The 24,066-nt window shown below is 40.4% G+C and carries 21 protein-coding genes; 11 read left to right on the forward strand and 10 right to left on the reverse strand.

Annotated features, from left to right (window positions below; genetic code table 11):
• Window positions 1–178: 178 nt before the first annotated feature.
• The 3 genes from HWQ58_RS28915 to HWQ58_RS28925 all read right to left on the reverse strand — a co-directional run bounded on the left by HWQ58_RS28915 (window position 179) and on the right by HWQ58_RS28925 (window position 3,164).
• Complete coding sequence (locus HWQ58_RS28915) at window positions 179–604, reverse strand: anti-sigma regulatory factor (RefSeq protein ID WP_094351551.1); 426 nt, start codon at window positions 602–604, stop codon at window positions 179–181.
• Window positions 605–607: 3 nt separating this feature from the next.
• Complete coding sequence (locus HWQ58_RS28920; protein WP_292870794.1) at window positions 608–2,281, reverse strand: SpoIIE family protein phosphatase; 1,674 nt, start codon at window positions 2,279–2,281, stop codon at window positions 608–610.
• Between the two features lie 163 nt (window positions 2,282–2,444).
• Window positions 2,445–3,164: a response regulator transcription factor gene (locus tag HWQ58_RS28925; RefSeq protein ID WP_292870796.1), complete on the reverse strand. Its 720-nt coding sequence runs from the start codon at window positions 3,162–3,164 to the stop codon at window positions 2,445–2,447.
• 423 nt (window positions 3,165–3,587) lie between these two features.
• Between HWQ58_RS28925 and HWQ58_RS28930 the strand changes: the two genes are divergently transcribed.
• Together HWQ58_RS28930 and ftsE are read left to right on the forward strand one after the other, a co-directional pair.
• On the forward strand, window positions 3,588–4,343 hold the full coding sequence (locus HWQ58_RS28930) for a WecB/TagA/CpsF family glycosyltransferase (protein ID WP_292870798.1): 756 nt from the start codon (window positions 3,588–3,590) through the stop codon (window positions 4,341–4,343).
• A 216-nt stretch (window positions 4,344–4,559) separates the two neighbouring features.
• Window positions 4,560–5,306, forward strand: a complete 747-nt coding sequence (gene ftsE, locus HWQ58_RS28935) for a cell division ATP-binding protein FtsE (RefSeq protein ID WP_292870800.1) — start codon at window positions 4,560–4,562, stop codon at window positions 5,304–5,306.
• A 77-nt stretch (window positions 5,307–5,383) separates the two neighbouring features.
• On the opposite strand, the gene HWQ58_RS28940 is transcribed toward ftsE, so the two are convergent.
• Both HWQ58_RS28940 and HWQ58_RS28945 read right to left on the reverse strand, forming a co-directional pair.
• On the reverse strand, window positions 5,384–6,157 hold the full coding sequence (locus tag HWQ58_RS28940) for an armadillo-type fold-containing protein (RefSeq protein WP_292870802.1): 774 nt from the start codon (window positions 6,155–6,157) through the stop codon (window positions 5,384–5,386).
• A 185-nt stretch (window positions 6,158–6,342) separates the two neighbouring features.
• A complete protein-coding gene (locus HWQ58_RS28945) occupies window positions 6,343–6,945 on the reverse strand; it encodes a hypothetical protein (protein WP_292870804.1) in 603 nt (200 codons plus the stop codon).
• Window positions 6,946–7,543: 598 nt separating this feature from the next.
• On the opposite strand from HWQ58_RS28945, the gene HWQ58_RS28950 reads away from it, so the two are divergent.
• Window positions 7,544–8,440: an alpha/beta hydrolase gene (locus HWQ58_RS28950; protein WP_292870806.1), complete on the forward strand. Its 897-nt coding sequence runs from the start codon at window positions 7,544–7,546 to the stop codon at window positions 8,438–8,440.
• Window positions 8,441–8,886: 446 nt separating this feature from the next.
• Here the strand turns inward: HWQ58_RS28950 and HWQ58_RS28955 are convergent, their stop codons facing one another.
• On the reverse strand, window positions 8,887–9,420 hold the full coding sequence (locus tag HWQ58_RS28955) for a DUF4330 domain-containing protein (protein ID WP_292870808.1): 534 nt from the start codon (window positions 9,418–9,420) through the stop codon (window positions 8,887–8,889).
• Window positions 9,421–9,449: 29 nt separating this feature from the next.
• Here HWQ58_RS28955 and HWQ58_RS28960 point away from each other — a divergent pair, with 29 nt between their 5' ends.
• Window positions 9,450–9,623 (forward strand): hypothetical protein, encoded by a 174-nt coding sequence (locus HWQ58_RS28960; protein WP_292870810.1) that lies wholly within the window; start codon window positions 9,450–9,452, stop codon window positions 9,621–9,623.
• 190 nt (window positions 9,624–9,813) lie between these two features.
• Window positions 9,814–10,677, forward strand: coding sequence for a M48 family metalloprotease (locus HWQ58_RS28965; protein WP_292870812.1), 864 nt, complete (start codon window positions 9,814–9,816; stop codon window positions 10,675–10,677).
• A 152-nt stretch (window positions 10,678–10,829) separates the two neighbouring features.
• Here the strand turns inward: HWQ58_RS28965 and HWQ58_RS28970 are convergent, their stop codons facing one another.
• A complete protein-coding gene (locus HWQ58_RS28970) occupies window positions 10,830–11,585 on the reverse strand; it encodes a metallophosphoesterase family protein (protein WP_292870814.1) in 756 nt (251 codons plus the stop codon).
• A 270-nt stretch (window positions 11,586–11,855) separates the two neighbouring features.
• On the opposite strand from HWQ58_RS28970, the gene HWQ58_RS28975 reads away from it, so the two are divergent.
• Window positions 11,856–12,140 carry a DUF2470 domain-containing protein gene (locus HWQ58_RS28975; protein ID WP_292870816.1) on the forward strand — a complete coding sequence of 95 codons (285 nt, stop codon included), beginning with the start codon at window positions 11,856–11,858 and terminating at the stop codon, window positions 12,138–12,140.
• A gap of 180 nt (window positions 12,141–12,320) precedes the next feature.
• Here HWQ58_RS28975 and HWQ58_RS28980 read toward each other — a convergent pair whose 3' ends face one another.
• The gene (locus tag HWQ58_RS28980; protein ID WP_292870818.1) at window positions 12,321–14,618 is read right to left on the reverse strand and encodes a hypothetical protein; all 2,298 of its coding nucleotides are present in this window, start codon (window positions 14,616–14,618) and stop codon (window positions 12,321–12,323) included.
• Between the two features lie 533 nt (window positions 14,619–15,151).
• On the opposite strand from HWQ58_RS28980, the gene HWQ58_RS28985 reads away from it, so the two are divergent.
• The 4 genes from HWQ58_RS28985 to HWQ58_RS29000 all read left to right on the forward strand — a co-directional run bounded on the left by HWQ58_RS28985 (window position 15,152) and on the right by HWQ58_RS29000 (window position 20,914).
• A complete protein-coding gene (locus HWQ58_RS28985; protein ID WP_292870820.1) occupies window positions 15,152–16,321 on the forward strand; it encodes a glycosyltransferase family 4 protein in 1,170 nt (389 codons plus the stop codon).
• A gap of 63 nt (window positions 16,322–16,384) precedes the next feature.
• Window positions 16,385–17,530 (forward strand): glycosyltransferase family 4 protein, encoded by a 1,146-nt coding sequence (locus tag HWQ58_RS28990; RefSeq protein WP_292870822.1) that lies wholly within the window; start codon window positions 16,385–16,387, stop codon window positions 17,528–17,530.
• Window positions 17,531–18,195: 665 nt separating this feature from the next.
• Window positions 18,196–20,358 carry a bluetail domain-containing putative surface protein gene (locus HWQ58_RS28995; protein ID WP_292870824.1) on the forward strand — a complete coding sequence of 721 codons (2,163 nt, stop codon included), beginning with the start codon at window positions 18,196–18,198 and terminating at the stop codon, window positions 20,356–20,358.
• 157 nt (window positions 20,359–20,515) lie between these two features.
• Window positions 20,516–20,914 (forward strand): nuclear transport factor 2 family protein, encoded by a 399-nt coding sequence (locus HWQ58_RS29000; RefSeq protein WP_292870826.1) that lies wholly within the window; start codon window positions 20,516–20,518, stop codon window positions 20,912–20,914.
• Between the two features lie 121 nt (window positions 20,915–21,035).
• Here HWQ58_RS29000 and HWQ58_RS29005 read toward each other — a convergent pair whose 3' ends face one another.
• A complete protein-coding gene (locus HWQ58_RS29005; RefSeq protein WP_292781831.1) occupies window positions 21,036–21,407 on the reverse strand; it encodes a hypothetical protein in 372 nt (123 codons plus the stop codon).
• Between the two features lie 539 nt (window positions 21,408–21,946).
• On the reverse strand, window positions 21,947–22,216 hold the full coding sequence (locus HWQ58_RS29010; RefSeq protein WP_069069307.1) for a hypothetical protein: 270 nt from the start codon (window positions 22,214–22,216) through the stop codon (window positions 21,947–21,949).
• A gap of 423 nt (window positions 22,217–22,639) precedes the next feature.
• On the opposite strand from HWQ58_RS29010, the gene HWQ58_RS29015 reads away from it, so the two are divergent.
• Window positions 22,640–23,938, forward strand: a complete 1,299-nt coding sequence (locus tag HWQ58_RS29015) for a sodium:proton antiporter (RefSeq protein ID WP_292870828.1) — start codon at window positions 22,640–22,642, stop codon at window positions 23,936–23,938.
• Window positions 23,939–24,066 lie beyond the last annotated feature (128 nt).

The raw sequence follows: 24,066 nt of genomic DNA on the forward strand, positions 1-24,066 counted from the left end.
TCTGACTCCTGACTCCTGACTCCTGAATTCTTCCTCATAAATAGCATGACTTGAAAAATAGTAATACCAATTTAAAAAAAAGAATGCGACAGATACATACGGACATACCTTTGTTATGTCTGGCTTTCTTAATGCATGAATTTTGAATGCGTGAATTTTGAATTGGTATAACTTTTGTCTATTGGACTAATTCAGGTAAAGTAGCTTCTAACTTCAGACAGTTAGCACCATTAACTTGCAACTTGTAATCTACTTTATCCATGAGACGATTCATAATCAGCCAACCATAACCACCTTCTTGCTTTTCCATCGGATTTGGAGCGTAGTAGTTAGACATGTCAAAGCCTTCGCCGTAGTCCCAAATTTCTAGGGCAAAATCCCGGTCTTTCACTTCTAAACGTAGTAAGATGGGTAAATTTGGTTGATCCTTGTGGGCATGACGGACTGCATTAGAATAGGCTTCCACTAAAGCCAGTCTCAAACGACTTGATTGCCGCGACCAATCTACAGATTCCCCTAGCTGAATTTTCAAACATCCCAACAACCAGTTTTCAACAATATTCAGAAAATTTAAGTCGCTTGGTACATGAAGCTCACTTTTCATGACTTACAAAATCTCCAGTGAAAGTATAGTTTGATCGTCTTCTTGAACGTGATTATCTGCCTGGATGCGAGCTAGTAAATGGTTCAGAGAAAGTGGTTGTTGCTCTTGTTGTAAGAGTTGCCAAAGACCATCTTGATTCAGCATCGAACGGTTCACTGGCTCAATCCCAGCCTCAGTTTTTACTGTTGAATCATGATTACTTGATACCATTGCTTCTGTAATTCCATCACTGGCTAGTAACAATGTGTCTCCAGCAGCGAGAACCAAGCGACCAGACTGTGCCTGCCACTTAGGCAAAATCCCCAAAGGAACGCTGCGAACTTTCAGGTAATTGGGATTTTCAGCTAAAGTCGAGCAACGCGACCATAATATTGGATAAATATGACCGGCATTAGTGTAGACCAGTTCCTTAGTGCTAGGGGTATAACAAGCTAACACAAGAGTGACAAAATAATTGTTGCTAATCAAATCTTCACTGAGAGCGTGGTTGAGGTTCTGCATGACCACATTCGGCTCTGCTGGTGTCTCTTGAGATAATTCTCGGCGCAAAACTGAAATAATACTAGCCATAAATAAAGCTGCTGGGACGCCCTTACCAGAAACGTCACCCACTGCCAACCACAAGTCGCCTTTAGGATGGACAAAAACTTCAAAAAAATCGCCTCCGACTTCGCGCGCTGGATAGCAGCAAGCTTGTACCTTCACACCTTTGATGTCAGGTAAACTTTGGCGTAGCAGGTTGTATTGAATTTGACGAGCCACCTCTAACTCAGTGTGAATCTGCTGTTGCTTTTCTTGGAGGCGTTGGTAGAGTTTTGCTTGCGAGAGGGCTAAGGCTGCTTGTTCGGCAACACCTGCAATTAGTTGGATGTCTTCGTCTTCCCAAGGGCGATCGCGTCCCCATTGGTGGAGGGTGAGCACAGCCAACAGATGCTGATGGTAGCTAAGTGGCACAACTAGGTGATAACTAGGATTACCGTTATATATATCTTGAGCAAGTTGATAATGACGGGTTTCCAGCACCTTTTCGATTAAAACACTGGAGTCGAAGAAGGAATCTAATACATCAGATTTCGGATCGCGGTAGAAAAACTCGTCTTGTGTGAGGCGATCGCCCTCTACTGGTTTGAGCAAGCAACTGGTAGCTTCAAATGTTTCTCCAATAGTTGCGACAATTTTTTGCAGCATACTATCGTAGTCTAAAGATTCCCGAATTGCTGTTGTTACCGCATTAAACAAAGATTCTCGCCGTAGGGCCCGACGCAACTCTTGGGTGCGCTTCTTAACTAGGCGATATGTATCAGTGGCTTGCTCAACTAAGCTTCTCAGCCGTTCTGGATTCCAGGGTTTGGTAATGTACTTGAATACCTGACCGGAGTTAATCGCATCTACCAAATCTTCGACATCAGTAAAACCAGTTAACAAAATCCGAATCGTGTCTGGAAAACGTTCTACGGTGCGACTAAAAAATTCAGTCCCATTCATTTCTGGCATTCTTTGGTCAGAAATAATTACCGCCATTTCGCCAAATTGATCCAAGATTTCCAGAGCACCAAAGGCATGATTGGCTTTATATACTTGAAAATCTCGCCTAAAAGTGCGGTAGAGTAAATCTAGGTTATCTGGCTCATCATCTACCACCATGAGCTTAAGTTTGTCCGTACCAATCTCAGCCATATTTGACTTTTGTTTTTATATATTTGAATGGCGAGATAATATAATGTTTATCCCACCTAATAAATAAGAGAAAATCAGAGAAGCCATTCCCTTTGAAAATATAACTTTTCAAAGTTGTGAGTTTCCCTTGATTATCCTCAATCGATCCACACCAAAATTAAATTTATCCAACTAACCCAGAACGCAAGGCGCGGACTGCTGCTTGGGTACGGTCATCGGCACATAGCTTATTCAAAATATTGCGAACGTGAGTTTTAACAGTGCCAACTGTGATGTAAAGTCTTTCCGCAATTACTGCATTACTACAACCTTCGACAATCAACTGTAACACTTCCAATTCCCTTTCTGTCAGGGTGTAAGGTGGAATTTCTTCCAAATTCTCAAAAGAATCTGGGTTAGGAGCAATAGTCTTAGAATCGACCAAAGCCGATTCCAACTTTTGAGGATTTTGTTGCGCTTGTTGTAATACAATCCGAGCGATCGCTGGATCGATCCAGGCGTTGCCATTGTAAGTTACTCGTACTGCTTCCAGCAAATTATCAAATTTGATATCTTTCATACAGTAAGAGTCTGCACCAGCAGCAAAAGCTGCCAACACCGCTTCTTTGTTATCCCGCAGCGTCAAAATTAACACTTTTGTGAGTAGCTGCTGTGCATTAGTAGTAGATTTTACCTCCCGTGTTAATTCAATGCCATCCTTATCTGGTAAACCAATATCTACAATGGCAATATCTGGTTGTAGCATTTTTAACATTTTTAGACCCTCAACAGCATTAGCAGCTTCACCTACAACTTCAATTTCATCTTTTTGCTGTAGTGCTGTGCGAATACCCACACGAGTTAGGTCATGATCTTCAATCAGAGCGATACGAATTTTACTCATAGCCAACTTCAGCCCGTTACACTATAACCATAAAGTCGAGTTTCGTGACATACTCCCACACTAACTGCAAGCAGTATAGTGGGGGTTTCTATTCCCGGAACCAGAGTTGCAAGTTGAGCGTTTTATACTGAGTGAATATTACACTTTAATAATAAAAGTTGGACTGGTTCAGTCCCAGTACAAGCGCCCAAGATTAATAGACAGATGAGTGAAATTAATTATGTGTTACCTAAAACACTTATATATACGTAGCACTACTACGTATATACATTCTTGTTCACTCTTATGTCTATTTAGTTTAATCATGCTTTCTCTGGTTGCAGGGCAAAGGAGAATCTCTTTTGCCTAAGTTCTAATATAAAAAAATTTGATAAACTTAACATTCATGCAAAATCTGGTGTGAGTATTACTTAAGAATAGGCTATGTCTAAAGGCAATCAAGCATTTTCAGTGTTGGGAATACCAGTTCATGTGATGGCTGACTATCCAGGCTGGTTGTTAGAATGCCTGCACACAGGCAGAGGAACTCATGTAGTAACGCTCAATGCAGAAATGACTATGCAGGCAGAGCGAAATCAATTATTAGCTCAGGTGATTAAAAATGCTGAACTCGTGATTCCAGATGGAGCCGGGGTTGTTCTGTATTTACGATGGCTGTTATGGCAAAAAGTGCAGCGTTTTCCAGGGATTGAATTAGCAGAAAAACTTTTGCAAGCCCTTGGGCAACAAAAGACAGGGGCTAAGATATTTTTCTATGGAGGAGCGCCTGGAGTAGCGGCAAAAACGGCAGATTTTTGGCAACAGCAAATTCCAGATTTGAGTATAGTCGGCACTCACTCAGGCTACCATTCCCTAGAAGAAGAAGCACAATTGCGACAAACTCTGGCTCAATTGCAGCCACAAGTGATTTTTGTTGGTTTGGGAGTGCCACGTCAAGAGTTATGGATTGCCGAAAACCGCCATTTGTGTCCGCAAGCAATTTGGATCGGCGTTGGTGGCAGTTTTGATATTTGGTCGGGAACTAAAACTCGCGCTCCCGCCTGGTTAGGAAATAATAATTTGGAATGGTTGTATCGCCTTTATCAAGAACCTTGGCGCTGGCGGCGGATGTTGGCTTTGCCAGCGTTTGCTGTGAAAGCGTTTGTTTATCGTTTGACAGCAAGGGGTGCAATTAGTTAAGAGTGCTGAGTGCTGAGTGCTGAATTCTGAGTTCTGAATTCTGAGTTCTGAGTTCCGAGTGTTCTTACTTAGTTAGTATTAAAGTCTTAAAAAAATTTTAAATTTTCTTTGTTGAATTTTAAATTCCCAGGCAAAACCTGGGAATCCTTATTTTGGGGAGAATGTCACATTTAAGCAGTCAAACTGTTTGATTGTGGGTATGAGGAAAATTTAACAATGCCAGTATTAACAACTCAAGTTAAGACAGATAAATCCGTTCATGGAGAGGACTGTGAAACTCAACAGTACGGTAGCAATACTACTACAAAGGTACAATTGCACTCTGTAACCAAGACTTATGCTAACGGCACTCACGCCTTATTGAATGCAAACCTTGAGGTAAAAAAGGGAGAATTTCTGTTTATCACGGGGCCAAGTGGTTCTGGAAAATCAACGCTCTTGAAACTGCTGTATGGCCAGGAGTTGCCTACACAGGGAGAAGTAATTGTTGATGAATGTAATGTAGCGGATTTGCGAGGCGATCGCTTGTCATTATTGCGGCGACGGATTGGTATTGTGTTTCAAGACTACAAACTGATTACCCAACGAACAGTAGCAGAAAATGTCACTTTTGTGCTGCAAGCTCAAGGTTATACCCGTAAAGAAATCCAACGACGTTTAGAACCAACCTTAAAGTTGGTAGGTTTGCTGAGTAAAGCTGACTGTTTTCCAGATCAACTGTCTGGAGGAGAACAGCAACGGGTGAGTATTGCTCGTGCGATCGTTGGTACACCACCCTTGTTGTTGGCAGATGAGCCGACTGGAAATCTCGATCCAGATAATTCCTGGCAAGTCATCCAGATTCTCCAGAAGTTAAATTCTTTTGGAGCTACGGTAATTGTCACTACCCACGATGAACAATTGGTACGGCGGTGCAATCATCCAGTAGTGCAAGTTCGTAATGGAAGGTTGTCTCGAAAATAGTTATTTGTCATTAGTCATTAGTCATTAGTCATTGGTCATTTGCAAAGGACAAAGGACAAAAGACAAATGACAAATAACTAATAAACGTGGTGTTTGACTTTTGCTGATATCGGTGTGAAAATTGTTGCTGTTTTGGGGGGTAGCACTTGTAGGCGATCGCAGGCTTGTAAACTTTTAAAAGCTGCCTCTCGCACTACAACTTCTTCTTCTCGACTGAGTAGGAGTTGCAAGCATTGGACAATATCTTGCTGCACTGAAGAATCAACTCGCTTACGGCTGATGAATTTACTTAGTTGACCTAGAGCAATCAACCGCTTCAATGGATCTTTTTCTGTTAAATTCATTAACAACCGATCGAGGTGGTCTTCTTCTCGATTTTCATAGAAGTTGACAATTTGCCATACCAATAAAATTAAAGTTAACAGGGTTCCTACAGCTTGCACAATCGCACCAGTAGCAATCCAGTGACTGTGAGAGTCAACCCATATTGCCGCTGCCATGTAAGTGCTGACACTAGCAATACCACCACTGATGACTGCTAAAACTAACCGACGATTTGAACTATTTAAGAACTTACGTATTTTAGACCAGCGCAATTGCCAGTCCCACTCCTGCATTGAGTAAACCAATACCATTACTCCAATGCCGATTAAGAGAGCCAGTAGCAGTTTCCAGTTCCACAACAACATGGCAATGATAATTGTCAGGAACCCAAGAAAGCCCCCAGGGCCAGAGAAACGTTTAAATGTTTGCTGCTTTATGGCTCCCTTTGCCTTGAATTTTGTCAGCGACCAGTTCCAGTTGGGGATTTGGTTGATCAATTGCTGCCAAGAAGACGAAGCCTGTGCCACAGTGTTTACCTACTTGATTATGAAATTACCTATTGTATAAGTTTTACTATGGATGAAGAAAGGATGAAGGCTCAAATCACAAAATGCCCGGTTTTATAGACGGATAGTAGACTAATACAGCACAGCGCAAATAAGATACCATTTTCAATCGCTCAGAGCAAGGGCATTTTGTACGTAAGTCTTAGTTAAAGACAAAAACGAAAGTTATCAAGGGTGAATTGACCATCAAAAGTACAAAAGGTAACGCTGTAAATGTTATTCACATTTATAGATAATAAAGTATTGGGGGAAATTGGCGAGTCGGAATTGGCAAGATTGGAGCCTGGTAGTGCAGTTTGAGCAAGTAGTTGTTGATCGCGATCGTAAGCGGAAAGGACTAGCCGTTGCGAACTAGTGACAAAGACGCTAACTGAGTTAACTGGACGCAAGAAATTAGCTTCTAAAAATCCACTTTTGGGCGCTCCCATTAAGACTATTAGCCCTGAATAGGTTGGAAATGCGGGATTTGATGGCTGTACTGCTAGAGAATTGTGAAAAATGACTCCCCAACGTTCATATTGGCGCTCTACTGCTTCAAAACACTTCAAGTCTTCTAAGTCTAAACAAATACAAGTAGGTACAGTAAGTCTGGTAGCATCAAGAACTGGCTCGACCTGACCCCGCCTAGCTGAAGCTTTAATTTCGTTTTCTATATTAAAGTTGTCAAGCGCAAATTTAGCGTCTTCAATCGTTGGTAGTTTATTTGATTGAAGAGTAGCCTGCTCTACCATGACATCCCGCCTTACCATTACTTAGATAATAATCAGATTAGTTATACATCAAAAGCAATTATTTCTACATATATTAAGTAGAATTAACAGCTTATTAAAATAAGCGTTTTAACTATTGTTGACGTGTTGACGCTCAAAATTATTTATGGGTTTTTTGATAGACTACCATAAAAACTTATGTTGGATTGACGCTGGAGCGAGCCTCGCTATCATGAAAAACCTTTATAAAACAGTAATTTTAACGTTAATTTACTTGATGATTATGAAAAAAAAGCACCAAATCTTTACAAGTAATCCAGTAATTTTATATCTACTTAATCTGACGCTAGCAAGAAGTTTTAGAATGATTGGTTTGCTGATAATAACAATGAGTGGGGAGTTTGAACTAGACACATCAAGAGTGCTGAGTTAAAAGACTGCCTACAAAGGACGTTGTTTTTACTAAGTACACAGATATTGAGTACTTTTTAATTTACTTAGCACTGAGTAGTGTAAACATCTAAGGTGACTAAAGCGGAGGCGGATAAATTATCAAATCTTCTCTTGCTGTGCTTGCGTCCCAGATATCGTATCTTACTTGTGCCAACGAATCACTACAGTCAACAAAAAAATACTTATGTTTCAACCACTAGGATTTGAACAACGTTCTATAGATACCTCACTAGGTAGAATGGTATATTACACTGCTACTGGAGCACCTTGGCAGGATGATCGAACTGCCAAAGATGATCGGGAAACTTTGGTATTCCTGCACGGCTTTGGTGGTGGGTCTTCTGCTTATGAGTGGTCGAAGGTTTATCCGGCTTTTGCAGCTGAATATCGAGTCATTGCGCCAGATTTGCTCGGTTGGGGTAGGTCTGAACATCCAGCACGGAGTTACAAGATTGAGGATTATTTGACCACGATTCGGGAGTTTTTCGAGCAGACTTGTACTGGGCCAGTAACAGCGATCGCTTCTTCTTTAACCGCAGGATTTACAATTCGGGTAGCAGCAGATCGTCCTGATTTATTCAAGTCTTTAATTCTTACCACCCCCGCCGGACTTTCTGACTTTGGCGAAGACTACTCCCGTAGTTTTTTTGCCCAGTTAGTTAGCGTTCCCATTGTTGATCGTTTACTTTACAACACTGGAGTTGCTACTAGTGGTGGTATTCGCGGCTTCTTAGAACAAAGGCAATTTGCTCAATCAAATCGAGTCTACGAAGAAATTGTAGATGCTTATCTACAATCCGCCCAACAGCCTAATGCTGAGTATGCAGCACTGTCCTTTGTTCGTGGCGATTTATGCTTTGATTTATCCCTTTACATTCAACAATTAACCACTCCCACTGCCATTATTTGGGGACAAAAGTCAGAATTTACAGGCCCCTCAATTGGTCGCCGCCTTGCTGAAATCAATCCTCAAGCAATCCGATTTTTTCAACAGTTGGAAGATGTCGGATTAACACCACAGTTGGAATTGCCAGCAGTGACAATCGGGTTAATTCGCAAATTTTTGCCTTTGCTTAATTAACATGAGTAGTAGAGACGCAAAATTGGACTGGGCAACTCTTGGAGACGCTGCGCGAACGCCCCGTTGTGCTAATGCGTCTCTACATTATCAAAATAGAATTCAGGAGTCAGTCGCCAGAATACAAGTTGGGTATTTTGAACGAAAGAGCGGATGAATCAAGGGCGTTTTTGCACCCCCACGCTTATCTTCTCTTTCAGAGACGCTCTTGCGTTCGATTTAGTGGTCAACTTTCGTAGTGGCGGGTCCCAATCCCCCACTGTAAGCGTTGTGTTAGCGAGTCTTCTTCCAAGGGGAGACGCCAAGGGCGAACGAGCGTCTTGATTCTGACCGGAATTTCGGAGTCTCCGGCTCCGCTCCTGAATTCAGAATAGCTGAATTTTTTTTCAATTTTCACCAGATGTTTAATAAGATTGTTAGAGAAAATATTATCAGCAAAAGTGACAATACTATTTATCTTTCAATCTGATATCAATGACAGTTGCATTGAAGTTGTAGTTAAAGCCTTCTAACTCAAATGGCATCCCAATTTTCACTTTACTGTTACCCAAAACTGGACCGCTTTCAGTAACTTGGGCTTTGCCATCTAAAGTCAAAAGCAAATCTGTACTGTAATTATTGCTCTTTGGATCTGGCAGTTCTTTAACAGTGCCATCTGGTTGGAAAACATTGACTGTTCTAGGTAGCTGTTGAATAGATTTAATTTCAATCTGTCCGTAGGGTTGATTGCGAATAATCACATTGGTTTTTCCGCCTTTTTTTAAACCATTGTCGATTAATTTTTCTGGGTCGCGTACATTCAAACCACGAACTACTAAGTCTACTTCTATGGGTACTGTTTTCGCACCAACTTGGGCAACAGAACCAGAAGTGCCAGGAAAAACAAAGATGCCAAAGATAACTAGCAGAATTACCAGCACAGCACCTAAATCTAGGAGATTGATTTTGCCAAACAAGCGACCTTTTGAATCTAAAATAGCCATAAAAAGTTTTCCGAGGTAATAGCGAAGTAATGGATTGTAACAAGAAAGTTTTCGATGGAAACGGCAATTTTCTCTATTTGGTAATAACTCAAAGTATTCGGGGTTGCGATTATGCGACAGTTTATCACGAGTTAGTAATTTCCGAGGAACGGCAGCTAACCCTCAAAATTTTACCTGTTAATACTGACGCGCCTGGAAACTAAAATCTAGTGTTTAAGCCTATCTTTGGAGAGAATCCCTAGCCTCCCGCAGTTCGGTAGATTTGCGTCAAGATTATTCTGTATGACAACTCCTTTGGTCTTGAGTTAAGAATGCAACTTAGAATACTCTAAATCCGTCTCATAATTTGTCCCCTCATTTTATGTTCTCCCGAAATAATCTTCAGAGCGTATTATGTTTAATTGGAAAGGTTTTGCTGCAAATTACCGTGTATGGCGGCGTCGCTGGTTTTATCCCCTAATTTCAGTGGTAGTCGCCCTGAGTCTGTGCTTGAGTACACCCTTGCCTGGAAGAACTTTAGATTTCTTGCCTCTTCTACTCCAAGGAGTTCAGGCATTTCAGCTTTCTAATATATCCCCTAATCAAGAAGTTGATCTTGGTAAGCAGATTAATCAGGAATTAGTCGGCAGTCAAGTCCGACTTTACCGCAATCCCGAAGTTAATCGTTATGTAGAACAAGTTGGTCGACGTTTAGCAGCAAATAGCGATCGCCCCGATCTCCCCTATACTTTCCAGATAGTTGAGGATAACTCTATTAACGCCTTTGCGACCTTGGGCGGCTATGTATATGTCCACACGGGTTTGCTGAAAACCGCAGACAATGAAGCGGAACTAGCAAGTGTACTCGCCCATGAAATTGGTCACATTGGCGGAAAACACGTAGTCAAGCAGATGCAGCAAAAAGCCCTCGAAAGTGGTCTATTAACAGCAGCTGGCTTAGATCGAAATTCCGCAGTGCAAATTGGTGTACAGTTAGCGCGAGACTTACCACGCAGTCGTAAAAACGAATTTGAGGCCGATCAAAGAGGACTACGAACTTTGACACGTACTGGTTATGCCCAGTCAGCAATGGTCTCTTTTATGCAAAAGCTGCTGAAAAAGGGTGGTTCTACTCCAACATTTTTGAGTACACACCCCGGAACTAGCGATCGCATTGATGCCCTCAGACGTGCAATTAACTCTCAACCTAGTAATAAAAAATCTGGCTTGGATAATGCTAGTTATAAAGCTAATATTCGACCATTAGCGAAGTCTTGAGGAAATTGGGCATTGGGAATTGGCTCATAGGAGGCAGGAGGCAGAGGTTCTTTAATTTTGAATTTTGTTAGCGCCGGCGGCAAGCGAGTCCGCGAGCGTCATTTTGAATTTTGAATTAATTTCTCCCCACTCCCCCTCATTTCAAATATTGCTCAATTCTTATTGCGGCGAGCGACTTTAATTTTGGCTGGATCGACCGTACTTACAACCTCTTCTAAAGGCAGCGTACGGATATAATTTTTAAAGATATTAACTTGATAAACTAACTGATTTGTGACATCTAGTCCAGTCAACCAGCCACTCCGGGGATGATAAGCGCCAGTATCTATGTCTAGCCATCCCTTTCCTTGTGCCAGTTTACCAGGAGAAACACCCGGCAGGGTAAAGGTAATGGTGTGACCGATGATAATTTGTTTATCTGGAAAGTAAGGTTTTTCAATGCTGTGAAACTCCTCTCGTATCCAGCACAGTTCATCGGCAGTTTGTTCTGTCACCGACTTGCAAGGGTCAACACCAGCATGAGTTAACCAAATATCTCCCAAGTCAAGGTATGTAGGCAAAGCTTTTAACCAATCCAGATGGTCATCAGGAATTGGAGCCTCTTGGTAACTGGCTACAGTAGCTTGCCCTCCACCAAACAGCCATGCTTGCATCGTCGAGGAGGAAGTCCTTTCACTCGTCAGAATGTTTAGTAACATCTGCTCATGATTTCCCAACAAACATGAGTAGTTATTTTCTTTGACAAAATTAACTACTTGTGCACTATGAGGACCGCGATCAATTAAGTCTCCCAGAAAATAGACTCGATCTTCTGAAGTGGGGGCGATCGCCTCCAACAATGTCATTAAGCCTTCATAGTGTCCATGCACATCCCCAATTACAATTCGTCTGGGGCTAGTTTCGCTCATTGTCTCTTAGCTGCAATAGTTTTGGCTAATACTCCTGCTACAGTTTACGCTGTCTGCTTTCCGCAATGAAAGGTAAAAATACTGGATAATGGTTATTTTAATTTAATTTTTGTACGAGTAATAAACTTAACTTATCAAATATATACAACGGCAATTGTTTTTCAGATATAACCTATAATAATGATGGCGTAAGACTAGCTTTTTCTGCTAATTTGAACTACTTAGCCGATAATTTAGGCTCTTGCCATATTCATCACTTTTAAGTTCAGAATGTCTAATGGTTTCTCTGCTGAAATTAGTTCGCGCATCTGCAAGCACATGAATGAAGATCATGCGGATGCTGTAGTTATTTATGCTAAAGCTTTTGGTGGTGTCACTGATGCGACCGCAGCCGAAATGCTGTCAATTGATGCACAGGGTATGGATTTAACAGCGCAAGTAAATGGGGAAGCTGTACCAGTTCGCATTCAATTTGATCGTGTTTTAGTAGATGCGGAAGATGCCCATCAAACTTTGATTGTAATGGTGAAGCAGGCGCGGGTGAAGGCTAAATAGGAAATGACAAAGTAATTGACACTAAATCTGCGATATATTTAATCACATATTTTTGTACATATAGCAATACTAAATCATTTGTGAAAAACAAGATCCCCGACTTTGTACAAGTTGTCGGGGATCTGCGGCTTGGTTAAGCTTAGAGTCAAAGCTGTGTTATGTCGTAATTGCTGTAAATACTCACCCCGCCAGCCGATACATAATCACTTTTCCTTTCCAATTTTCTTCCACAAATACCAGATGCTCACCATTGGAACGCCGAAAAGCGCGAATACCGTAGGGTATATCAATCCAGCCACTTTCGCTGCCAACTTCTGGGCCTGGTTTTAACTTTTGTACTTGCGCTCCCGTTTTGGCATTGTAGACATATACCTCTGCGGTTTTGACTGTGACGGCAAATACATAGTCTCCCGCCACACTGATTGCTGCTGTAGACACTTCACGCTTACCGGTGCTGTCGTAGGGAATTACAATCCGCCATTTGGGAGTACGATTTCCTTTACTCCAATTGTCAAAACGGGCAATCTCAGATCCAGCAACTCCAGCATCGTCACTAAATGCAGGGCGATCTACCGTAAAGCCTGACAAATACATACTATCTGTTTCAGGGAAATATTCGATCCGCCGCAAGTCGTTAAATATTTTGGGAGTAGTTTGCTTTTCCATCGAACTATAGCTGTAGATGGGGTTGCCTTTAGGATCTATTCCCTGTAAAGGATAATGTCGAATGCCATCTTCTGTTCGCAAAGCTTTCCAAACATCTCCTTTGCTGTCTACCCACCAACCGCCGAGATAAGGATAATCTTTGCTGCGATCGTATTCGTTTTTTTCAAATTTGCCATTACCGTTGCGATCGCGCCAGATCCATTCGCCTTGTTCTGGTTGATGCGGTGGCCAATTTCCGGTGATAAATGGTTTATCTGCGCTATTAGTACCGACAAACATTCCGGCGGGTATGGCGACTTTACCATCTGTGGCGGAATTAAAACGATATATTTGCAGAAAGCTGTTATACATATCTGTGAGGAACAAAAACGGCTTCCCTTGGATGCGGCGAACAAAGGTTCCATCTGGGGATGTATGCAGACGTGGATCTTGAGGATATTTGAAAGCATTTAAGGTGTAGGCTTTGTAAGTCCATTGCTTACCAGCAGCCTTACTGTAATCGATCAAATAGTGTTCTTGTTTGGTGAATAAATCGACACCATCGGTTTTAGGATCGGCATCTGCATTATCGACGAATATCAATCCCAGCGATCGCCACATTAGTTTTCCCGATGGCGAAAATTTCCGCAAATCTGTTCCTGATTTGTTGAAACCATTACTATTTATATAGATATTGCCGGAAGCATCTGTACCGACTCCGGTAAGTCCGTAAAGTTTCAAATCTCGAACTTCACCAGGAACTCCTGCATAAATACCGCCTTTAGAACCAAAACTACTCACCTGCACCGGCTGATCTTTGATCTCATAAGTCAACATTTGCTGACGCGGGCCATTTTCTGCTACTAACAGCTTACCTTGATGATTAATAGCGATCGCTGTTGGTTCAACGATATCTGCAATCTGTTGAGGCAATTGTTTTCCACTTTGGGAATAATGTAAAATTTTTGCAGGCTTACTACCATTTTTACTTTGAATAATCCACAGATTTTTTTGTGGATCGATAGTTATTGCTCCCGGATTAGCAAAGGTAAAGCTGCGGAGTTTCTTCATCGTATCAGTATCATAAACACGAATCTGGTTAGTAGCAAAATCACTTACATATAACTCGCTTCCTACAGTTGCTAATCCAGTGACTTCATTTTTAGTACTGGTAATCAACATACTTTTATCCCAGCCACGCCCATTCGGAAATGGTGCGGGTTTTCCTGACAAGTCATAGCGTCTAACGCTATACCAAGTTGTTCCTTCTGGTGGGTAATCTTCTTTTATATTGCCCCTCGAACCTTGAGTCATGGCAATATAAACATATTTACTATTTGCTGTTACAGCTTTGCCACCGCCACGACTCCAGCCGTGAGTATCTCCAAGGGCAGCAATAACCTTACCATCTTTATATATTGCTGCCTCCATTCCCGCCTCATCCCAATGGCTGTTAGTATAAACTGTGCCATCAGGGGCAACATACATGGTCTCAATATTATTTTGTATCCGCAGATTTCCACTGCCAATAGTATTACCTATCCACGATGTTTTGTAGTTAAGCGTAGGTGTTTCAGTATTGTTTTGTACCTGCAAATTTGCATTGTCAATAGTATTACTTATCGACGATGTTTTGTAGTTAAGCGTGGGTGTTTCTGTTGTTGCCCAGTCTGTTGTAATTCCGATGCTAGTAACAATGACTCCAACAGTCAGGCTAAGTAAAAAGTTGAAAGTTTTACTTTTGTATAAATATCTAGCTTTAGATAATTTTTTGATATGCTGATTAAGCTTGTGACGGAGTTTTTTTAACTGCGTCAGGAATTTATTTATCATATAATTTTTCAGCTTTTAATTATTTATATACAATTATTGTTTCTGAAATCCGTAAAAAAATATAACTCTTTTTAACAAGGTTCGATACAAGTTGTGTCGTAACACTACATCTAAAATCTTTTGATTAATCATTAATGTTTATTTTTTGTATTATTTATTACTTATTTTTCAATCAAAAATGGTAAATATTAATACAAAATACTTTGACATTAATTTATTATTAATGGTTTGTTCCTCTTCCCATATACCTCTCAGCTTCCTTGCTTTGCAGGTATAATGTATGTCGTAGTCGGTATTCTCTAGTTAATAAAAACACAGAATTTAATTCATTGTTGACGTTGGCATATAAATAGTTTATAAATTGGTGTTCTATAAAAAAATATTATTGGGAATGGGTATTCGCAAATCATTGTAATTGAAATTTTGCTCGAACACGCTGTAGAGAAACATATCAATTTTTATCTCTACATCTAAAGCGTGAGATTTTTATACTGTTATTCAAAAATACTCAAGAAATTATAGGACACACATTAGTGGAAAATAAAAGAGAGAATTTTGATTCAACACCTGCATCTATTCTCACTCTTGGATTAGGCTGGTTTCCCAAAAGTCCTGGAGGATTAGAAAGGTATATTTATGAACTAACTCATAAATTAGCTGTAAATAAAGACCAGATTGAATTATGCGGAGTCGGTTTACCAGAGGCTGAACTAAATTCGCCGATTAAGCTGACTAACTTGGCGAGTCCCGATAGTGCTATTTGGCAAAGATTATGGTCGATTCGTAATAATTTTCAGAAAACAAGAACCAGCAAACCAGATGCTATTAATTTACACTTTGCATTATACAGCTTTCCTATTTTAGATATTTTGCCAAAGGGAGTACCAGTTACTTTTAACTTTCATGGCCCTTGGGCTTCTGAAAGTCAGCAAGAGGTAGTTAATAAAAACCTTAGTCTTTTGATCAAGCATTGGCTAATAGAACAAAACACTTATAATCGCTGCGATCGCTTCATTGTTTTGAGCAAAGCTTTTGGGAAAATTTTGCACGCTCAATATCAAGTACCGTGGAGCAAAATTAATGTTATCCCTGGTGGAGTTGATATTAATTGGTTTCAACCAAATTTATCACCCCAAGAGGCTTGTGCAAAGCTAGGCTGGCCTAATAATCGCCAGATTATATTTACATCACGCCGCTTAGTACATCGAACCGGAGTTGACAAATTATTGCAAGCTCTGGCTATAATTAAGCCCAGAATACCAGATGTTTGGCTAGCGATCGCAGGTCGTGGTCACATCCAAGCTGCACTACAACAACAGGCTACAGAATTAGGGCTAGATGATAACGTTAAATTTTTAGGTTTTCTGCCTGATGAGCAATTACCTATAGCTTATCAAGCTGCTGAATTAACCATCATGCCTAGTCAATCCTTTGAAGGGTTTGGATTAGTAATAGTTGAGTCTCTAGCCTGTGGTACTCCTGTTTTATGTACTCCAGTTGGGGGAATGCCAGAAATTTTATCAGAATTTTCACCCGATTTAATTACGACTTCAACAGAAGCCTCATCCATTGCTGAAAAATTAGAACAAGCACTATTGGGAAATATCCCCATACCATCAAGAGCAGCCTGTCGCCATTACGCCAGCATACACTATGACTGGAATCAAATTGCCCAACAAGTACGGCATGTTTTATTAAATTAAACAAGTGATTGTAATAAATAGTAAGGGTGCTACATGAGTCAAATTAGATAAAATAGAGGTTTAATGAGAATTTTTTTTCTAGACCAAAGCGGTAAACCAGGCGGTGCGGAATTATGTTTAATAGATATTGCTAAACCTTATGGCGATCGCGCTTTAGTAGGTTTATTTGCAGATGGCTCATTTAAACATTTATTACAGCAAAATCATATTCCAGTAGAAGTTTTCACAACTCAAGCCATCCAAGTTCACAAAGAAAGTAGTTTGGTACAAGGATTCAAAAGTCTTGGACAACTTGTACCTTTGATTAGTAAGGTAGTTAAAAAAGCACGTGAATACGATTTAATCTACGCCAACACCCAAAAAGCATTAGTTGTCGGAGCATTGGCAAGTTTTTTCAGTCATCGCCCTTTAGTTTATCATTTACACGATATTCTTTCCAAAGAACATTTTAGCCAAACTAATCTTCGCATTGCTATTAACTTAGCTAATCGTTTTGCATCATTAGTAATTGCGAATTCTCAAGCTAGTAAAACAGCCTTTGTGCAAGCAGGAGGGCGCTCAGATATCATCAAAGTTGTTTATAACGGCTTTAATCCAAAAATTTATCAAACTGATGAATCTGACATTAATCAATTACAACAACAGTTAGGATTAAAAGGAAAATTTGTCGTTGGACACTTTAGCCGTCTTGCACCTTGGAAAGGGCAGCATATTTTAATTGATGCCCTTGCTAAGTGTCCGCCAGAAGTGATAGCAATTTTAGTGGGTGATGCACTATTTGGCGAACAAGATTATGTCCAAAAGTTACACCAACAAGTTAGTCAACTAGGACTAGAAAACCGCGTCAAATTTTTAGGATTTCGTTCTGATATTCCTCAGTTAATGGCAGTTTGTAACTTGGTGGCACATACCTCTACTTCACCAGAACCCTTTGGTAGAGTGATTGTAGAGGCTATGCTATGTGAAAAACCTGTAGTTGCAGCAAAAGCCGGGGGTGTAATGGAATTAGTAGAACATGGATTTAATGGTTTTCTAGTCACACCAGGAAAACCCCAGGAACTTGCACAAGTAATTAGCACTTGTTTACAGGAGACGGAAATAACTGCAACTATAGCTAAGAATGCCAGGATTACTGCTAGTGAGCGTTTTAATGTTGCAGTTATTAATCAGCAAATTGCCCAACTGCTGTTTAATATCATGTCCGCTTAAATAGACATAATACCCGTGCTAACCCCACCCAGCTAAAGCATAGCTTTTGTTTTCTTCCTCGCTTGCAAAGGGGTGCTTTTGTGATTGACAATTAGACGGGCATAATAATATTAAAAATTAGTACAGCCTTGTACAAGTTTGCAGCGAATCGAATTTAGAAACTTTGCCTTAGTGTGTGAATGTTTACACCAAGTTGCTGTATTTAGCAATACTCTATATCATATAAATAGTGTAATTTAGAACACTGACTAGAAAAAACTCCATCTTATATTGTGATTTCTATAAATGATACAACAGAAATACATTTAACAATCTCCTGCGACTTTCAACTACCCACATTTGGTAGATAAAAAGATTTTGCCGACCATAGCGCTGTATTATGAAAACACATCGCAATACACAACACTCAGCGCAAACGCATCTAAACTACTCTTGATCGCAACCAAGGTTAAGAACCAACGACAAAATCAGCATTTATCGTTTGGTTTAGTTTCCAAGACTCAAAGCGATATCCACGACGGGCTGTTCGGTGACGCTAAATTTGTGTCAATAAGCGGGGATTAATGCGACTATTTTGGAGCCGATTGAGAATAAAATCCTTTTGTTGACATGATGCGTTTGCCCTGACACAACACCGAATCAAACAGATAAGGAACACAAATATTATGACCTCAACTACAACTTACACTTACGATGCTGCTGGCAATGTGATATCTGAGAAGATAGACAACAACAGTGATGGGATAATAGACTCAGTTATTACCTACCGCTATAACCGGACATCCTCTAGCATTGACTACAACAACGACGGCATAGTTGATAGTGTCTTAACCTATACTTATGATGCCAACGGCAACGAGACATCCTATAGCAGTAATAACAAGAACAATGGCAAAGTTGATTATGCCGAAACCTCTACTTATGATGCCAACGGCAACCGGACATCCTTTAGCCGTGACGACAATGGCGACGGCATAGCTGATTCTGTCCAAACCTCTACTTATGATGCCAACGGCAACCAGACATTTTATAGCCAAGACTACAATGGTGACGGCAAAGCTGATGATGTCTCAACCTCTACTTATGATGCCAACGGCAACCAGACATTTTATAGCAGTGACAATAATGGTGACGGCAAAGTTGATGATGTCTCAACCTATACTTATGATGCCAACGGCAAGTTAATATCCTCTAGCCGTGACAATAATGGCGATGGCATAGTTGATGAGGTGGAAACCTATACTTATGATGCCAACGGCAAGTTAATATCCTCTAGCCGTGACAATAATGGCGATGGCATAGTTGATGATGTCTCAACCTTTACTTATGATGCCAACGGCAACCAGACATCCTCTAGCAGTGACAACAATAACGACGGCATAGTTGATGATGTCTCAACCTTTACTTATGATGCCAACGGCAACCAGACATCCTCTAGCCGTGATAGCAACAACGATGGCATAGTTGATAGAGTCTCAATCTCTACTTATGATGCCAACGGCAAGTTGACATCCTCTAGCCGTGACTATGACGATGGCATAATTCATGAGGTCGAAACCTATACTTATGATGCCAACGGCAACCAGACATCCTTTAGCCGTGATAGCAACAACGATGGCATAGTTGATGAGGTCTCAACCTTTACTTATGATGCCAACGGCAAGTTGACATCCTCTAGCCGTGATAGTAACAACGATGGCATAGTTGATGAAGTCTCAACCTCTACTTATGATGCCAACGGCAAGTTGACATCCTCTAGCCGTGACGACAATGGCGACGGCATAGTTGATTATGTCGAAACCTTTACTTATGATGCCAAAGGGAACCAGACATCCACCAGCCGTGACAGCAACAACGATGGCATAGTTGATTATGTCGAAACCTATACTTATGATGCCAACGGCAAGTTGACATCCTTTAACATTGACAATTATATCCAAACCTATACTAATGGACGCGCATCCGCCAGCTATGACTTCAACAACGATAGTGTAACTGATGCAGTTGGCATCTACAGCTACGATTTGAGCGGCAAGCTGATTTCACAGAAGATTGACAACAATAATGATGGTATCTTTGATCAAGTGACTGCCTTAAGTTACGACGATAACAACAGACTAGCTGCACAGCTAGCTGACCTGAATAATGATGGCATCGCTGAAGAAATTACCACTTACAACTACGATGCCAATGGCAAACTAACTACCGCAGATATTGACAGCAACAGTGATGGCACTACTGATGCAGTTGCCACTTATCTGTATGATGCCAATGGTCAACTTCTCAGCAAGACCACCACACAAGGAACTGTGCCAAACCAAACCTTAAATAGTGGCAATGGTGCAGACACGCTTACTGGTACGGCTGGTAATGATAAACTGCTTGGATTAGCCGGAAATGACAAACTAGTTGGTGGTCATGGTAATGACATCCTTAACGGTGGCGCTGGGCGTGATACCCTCACAGGCGGTTGTGGCGCTGATAAATTTGTGTTCAACAGTCTGAGTGATTCGCTGCTGTCTGGCTTTGATAGAATTACTGATTTGAAAATCGGTGAAGATAAAATTGATGGGCTGTATGCAGTTAACGCTGCTAATTTAGTTCAACTTGGCACTGTTGCTAGTCTAAATCTTTTCGATGTACAGCAGATATTGAGTGCAACTGCTTTTGTGGCTAAAGGTGCAGCAACTTTTACCCTTGGTACAGGCAATAAGGGACAGACTTTTCTGGCACTCAACGATAACACTAATGGATTCTCTGCCCTCACCGATGCCGTAATTGAGATTAGTGGCTACAAAGGTAACTTAGTTTCTTTAGCAGTTGTCTAATTAGACTACGGTTCAATACTAAACTATTAGTAAGTAAATTTAATAGTAATTAGTTAAGAACTTCATGAATATGTAATCTAGACTCCAAAGTTTAAGTGTTAGGAGTCGCTCGTGAGATCATCCGCTTAATTCATTAGGTAGCAAGGATAAGTGACTCATGAAAACCGATAGGCTTACAATTAACCAGCTTTCACCCAAGACCTACGAGTGGTATCTCACCTACTTGCAGGCTATTGATACTAAAAATATAGAAGTTTACGGCACATTTCTGGCAGATGATTGTGTTATGCAATCTAACAATAATCCCCCTATTCAGGGTAAGACTGCCATTTTACAAAGTCTTTCTGAGTACTGGATTACCTTCGATACCTTGACTCACGACTTACTGAATATTTACGGAACCGAATCGTCTTTTGTCCTTGAAGCCTTAAATCATTACAAACGCAACGATCAAAAGGTCATAACAGTTAGGGCGGTAGCTATTACCGATCGCCACGAAACAGGCTTAGTAACTTCGGTTAGACTCTATACTGATACAACACCCCTGTATACATAACTGCAACTTAATACTTTGACTTAGCCTCGGAGTTGATTCCGAGGCATGATAGTTACCAAGTAAGAGATTTGACAGATGTGTTTAAAGATCGGGAGTTGAATTTAGAGATTCATGGGTGTGACTATAAACCAACTAATTCGCGAGATTCAAAATCAGAGAGTTGTTGAGCGATCGCTAATCTTGCTTCCAACTTAGCTACACTAAACTGGTTACGCAGATATTCCAAATGAGCGATGGCATTTGCTTTATCGACAGTTAGTCGAATTTGAATGTCTATTGCTTTTTGATATTCCTGATTTACAAGCAGCACCTCAAAGCGGCGAGCCTTGCGTTGAGCATCATTTTTCAAATCCATCTCAAAGGCGGCGGTGCGGTCTGCATTGCCTTCAAATCGGTTAACTTGGTGCTGCACTGCCATCAACTGAGAGTCTATTTCATTAGCCCGTTGAGCAGCTTGTGCGATCGCAGCTGGATAATGACTCAGTTGCATCATTTAATAATTTTCCTCTAAGGTCAATAATGTAGTGTTTAAGTATAAGACCAACCCTTGAATCCATTTACCAAAAGGCTGTCACAGAGCAGTTTTACACTTAACTCAGCTTGGTGGAAGCTATATATATATTATAGTCCAAATATACTAAATTAGGGGAGAAAAAGCGATGTCTGAAGTGCAAGTATGGCAATTTTTTTCCACTAATTATTTAGAGTCATTTTCCTAAATTTTAGCGGAAATCAAGTTCAAATCAACTCTCAAAAAGTTTGAAATTGAAACCTCATTCATTTTTATATATACTGTGTACCAGCAAATTTTTTAATTTTTTCAAATTAGCTTTATAGATATGAGTGAAAATGAATGTAGATCATTATTAATTTCTGAAGATGTCTTTTGAATAACACCATTAATTTTATCTTTTAAGATTAAGTCCGCTCATATACTGATGACTTATTTAGCCGTCAGACTGAAGTCTGCGGCTAACAAAGTAAGCCTGTTTATGCAGGCTTATTATTTTCTGCTAAATTCTGCACTGTAGCTCAAGCTGCTTCCCGCAGTTGTGGTTGTGAGGGCACACTCACCTCTGGAAATGAAAGCGAGAGTTGTTCGGCTTGAGGTACTGCCGCTTGCTGCAAAACTTGAACTTCAATATTCACGCTGACCAAATAACTACCTGTATCAGCACCAACTGCTTCGGCAATTAGTTTAGCAATGTCTGGGCGTTTGGCAGTCAGCGGGTCACGTAAAATACACCGATCCCATTCATGCTTGGCAGTCGGATTGAGGTTGAGAATATAATGCTTCATCATCGAACTAACCCTTGAATCCATCTTCCAGAAGGTTTTCACAGAGCCATTATGCATTTGGCTAGGCTTTGTGAACGCTATACTTATTATAGTATATTTGTACTAAATTGGGCGATATCTGAGTCAGAAAGTAGGAAATATAGCAGTAGGCAGGAGGTAAAACTATTACTATTCCTAGCTTTCACGCTTTCAAAATGTTTTAACCTATGTGACTACGGCTATATATCATGTCCGACTAATTAGCTACAGCGGATTTCAGGTAAATCAAGTACACGGGTAGGGGCAAAACCAACACCAAATTTATCTATTCCCTTCATCTCCAATTTGGTCCCTAATCCCAGAAAATCTGCCCATAGGTAAATTCTAATACAAAGCTATTGCAACTAAGCTTACAAAGCAACACCTTATATTTATGTAAATCGCTATATGGTAGATATCTATATTATTGACCTATTTGTGATTGGTCTACTTTTGCTGATGGTAACTTTAGGGTCAGGTTGGATTACTCGCTTACCCCTTTCTTTTGCCATTATCTACCTAGTGGTTGGTATTTTTCTAGGCCCTTATGGCTTTGGGCTGATTCAATTACGTCGAGATGACGTTTTTAACACCCAACTGCTGGAGAAAATAACAGAACTTGTAGTAATTATTTCTGTGTTTAGCTGCGGCTTAAGAATTGTTCGACCTCTAAAGTTGGGGGTTTGGGATATTACAGTGCGATTGATTGTATTTCTGATGCCAATTTCAATTTTTGCTCTGGCTGTTGTGGGTAAATTGTTTTTAGGGATGAATTGGGGAGAAGCAATTTTATTAGGAGCAATTCTCGCACCTACTGATCCAGTATTAGCATCAGAAGTACAATTGACCGATACAAATGACCAAGATGAGTTGAGATTTGGTTTAACTTCTGAAGGTGGGTTAAATGATGCTTTAGCTTTTCCCTTCGTTTATTTTGGCATTCATGCTTTAGAAGATGACAACTGGGGTAACTGGTTTCAACAGTGGATTACAGTTGATTTAATATGGGCGATCGCAGTTGGCACTATTATGGGGATTGTTGTTGCCAAATCTATCGTTTGGATTGAAAAAAAAGTTCAAAAACGCCGTGCTGCCGATGAGTTAATGGAAGATTTTATTGCTATCAGCACAATTCTATTAACTTATTCCTTAACAGAAATGGTTAATGGTTATGGATTTCTAGGAGTATTTGTTGCTGGGTTAGTTGTGCAACGCAGTTACAGAAATCCTGAAAAACCGCTAGCACAATTGGAATTTGTTGAGCAAATTGAAAAGCTGCTGGAAGTTGGGACAATTTTACTATTAGGTTCAATATTATTATTGAAACCAATGCTTAATTATGGTATGCAATCTTTGTTAGTGATAATTTTGTTATTCTTGATCATCAGACCTTTGGGAGTTTGGATTAGCACAATAGGAAAACGTCCTCTAGATTCACGCCGCCAAAGCTTCCACCCAGCAACTCGGTGGTTATTTGGATGGTTCGGTATTCGCGGAGTTGGTTCTTTATATTATCTAGCCTATGCCTTTGGTCATGGCTTGAAAGGTGAAGCAGCCGAAGAAATTGCTTGGATAACTTACACTACTATTGTAGTTTCGGTAATTGTGCATGGAATTAGTACAACTCCATTAATGAAGTGGTATGAGCGCAATTTTGCTAACAAGAAAAAGACTACTCCTCCCACCACAATAGATGAATTTGAGTAAAAACATTTTTTGTATGTAGCGACTTTCATGACAGTCGCTACAATTTAATTTTCTGAACTTGCTTCAAACCAAAGAGGCGCTTTGAGTATTAAATTCAGATTTCTTTGTAAGAAAGGGTTTCGGTTTAT

The sequence above is a fragment of the Nostoc sp. LPT genome (assembly GCF_017115165.1).
Lineage (GTDB): Bacteria > Cyanobacteriota > Cyanobacteriia > Cyanobacteriales > Nostocaceae > Nostoc.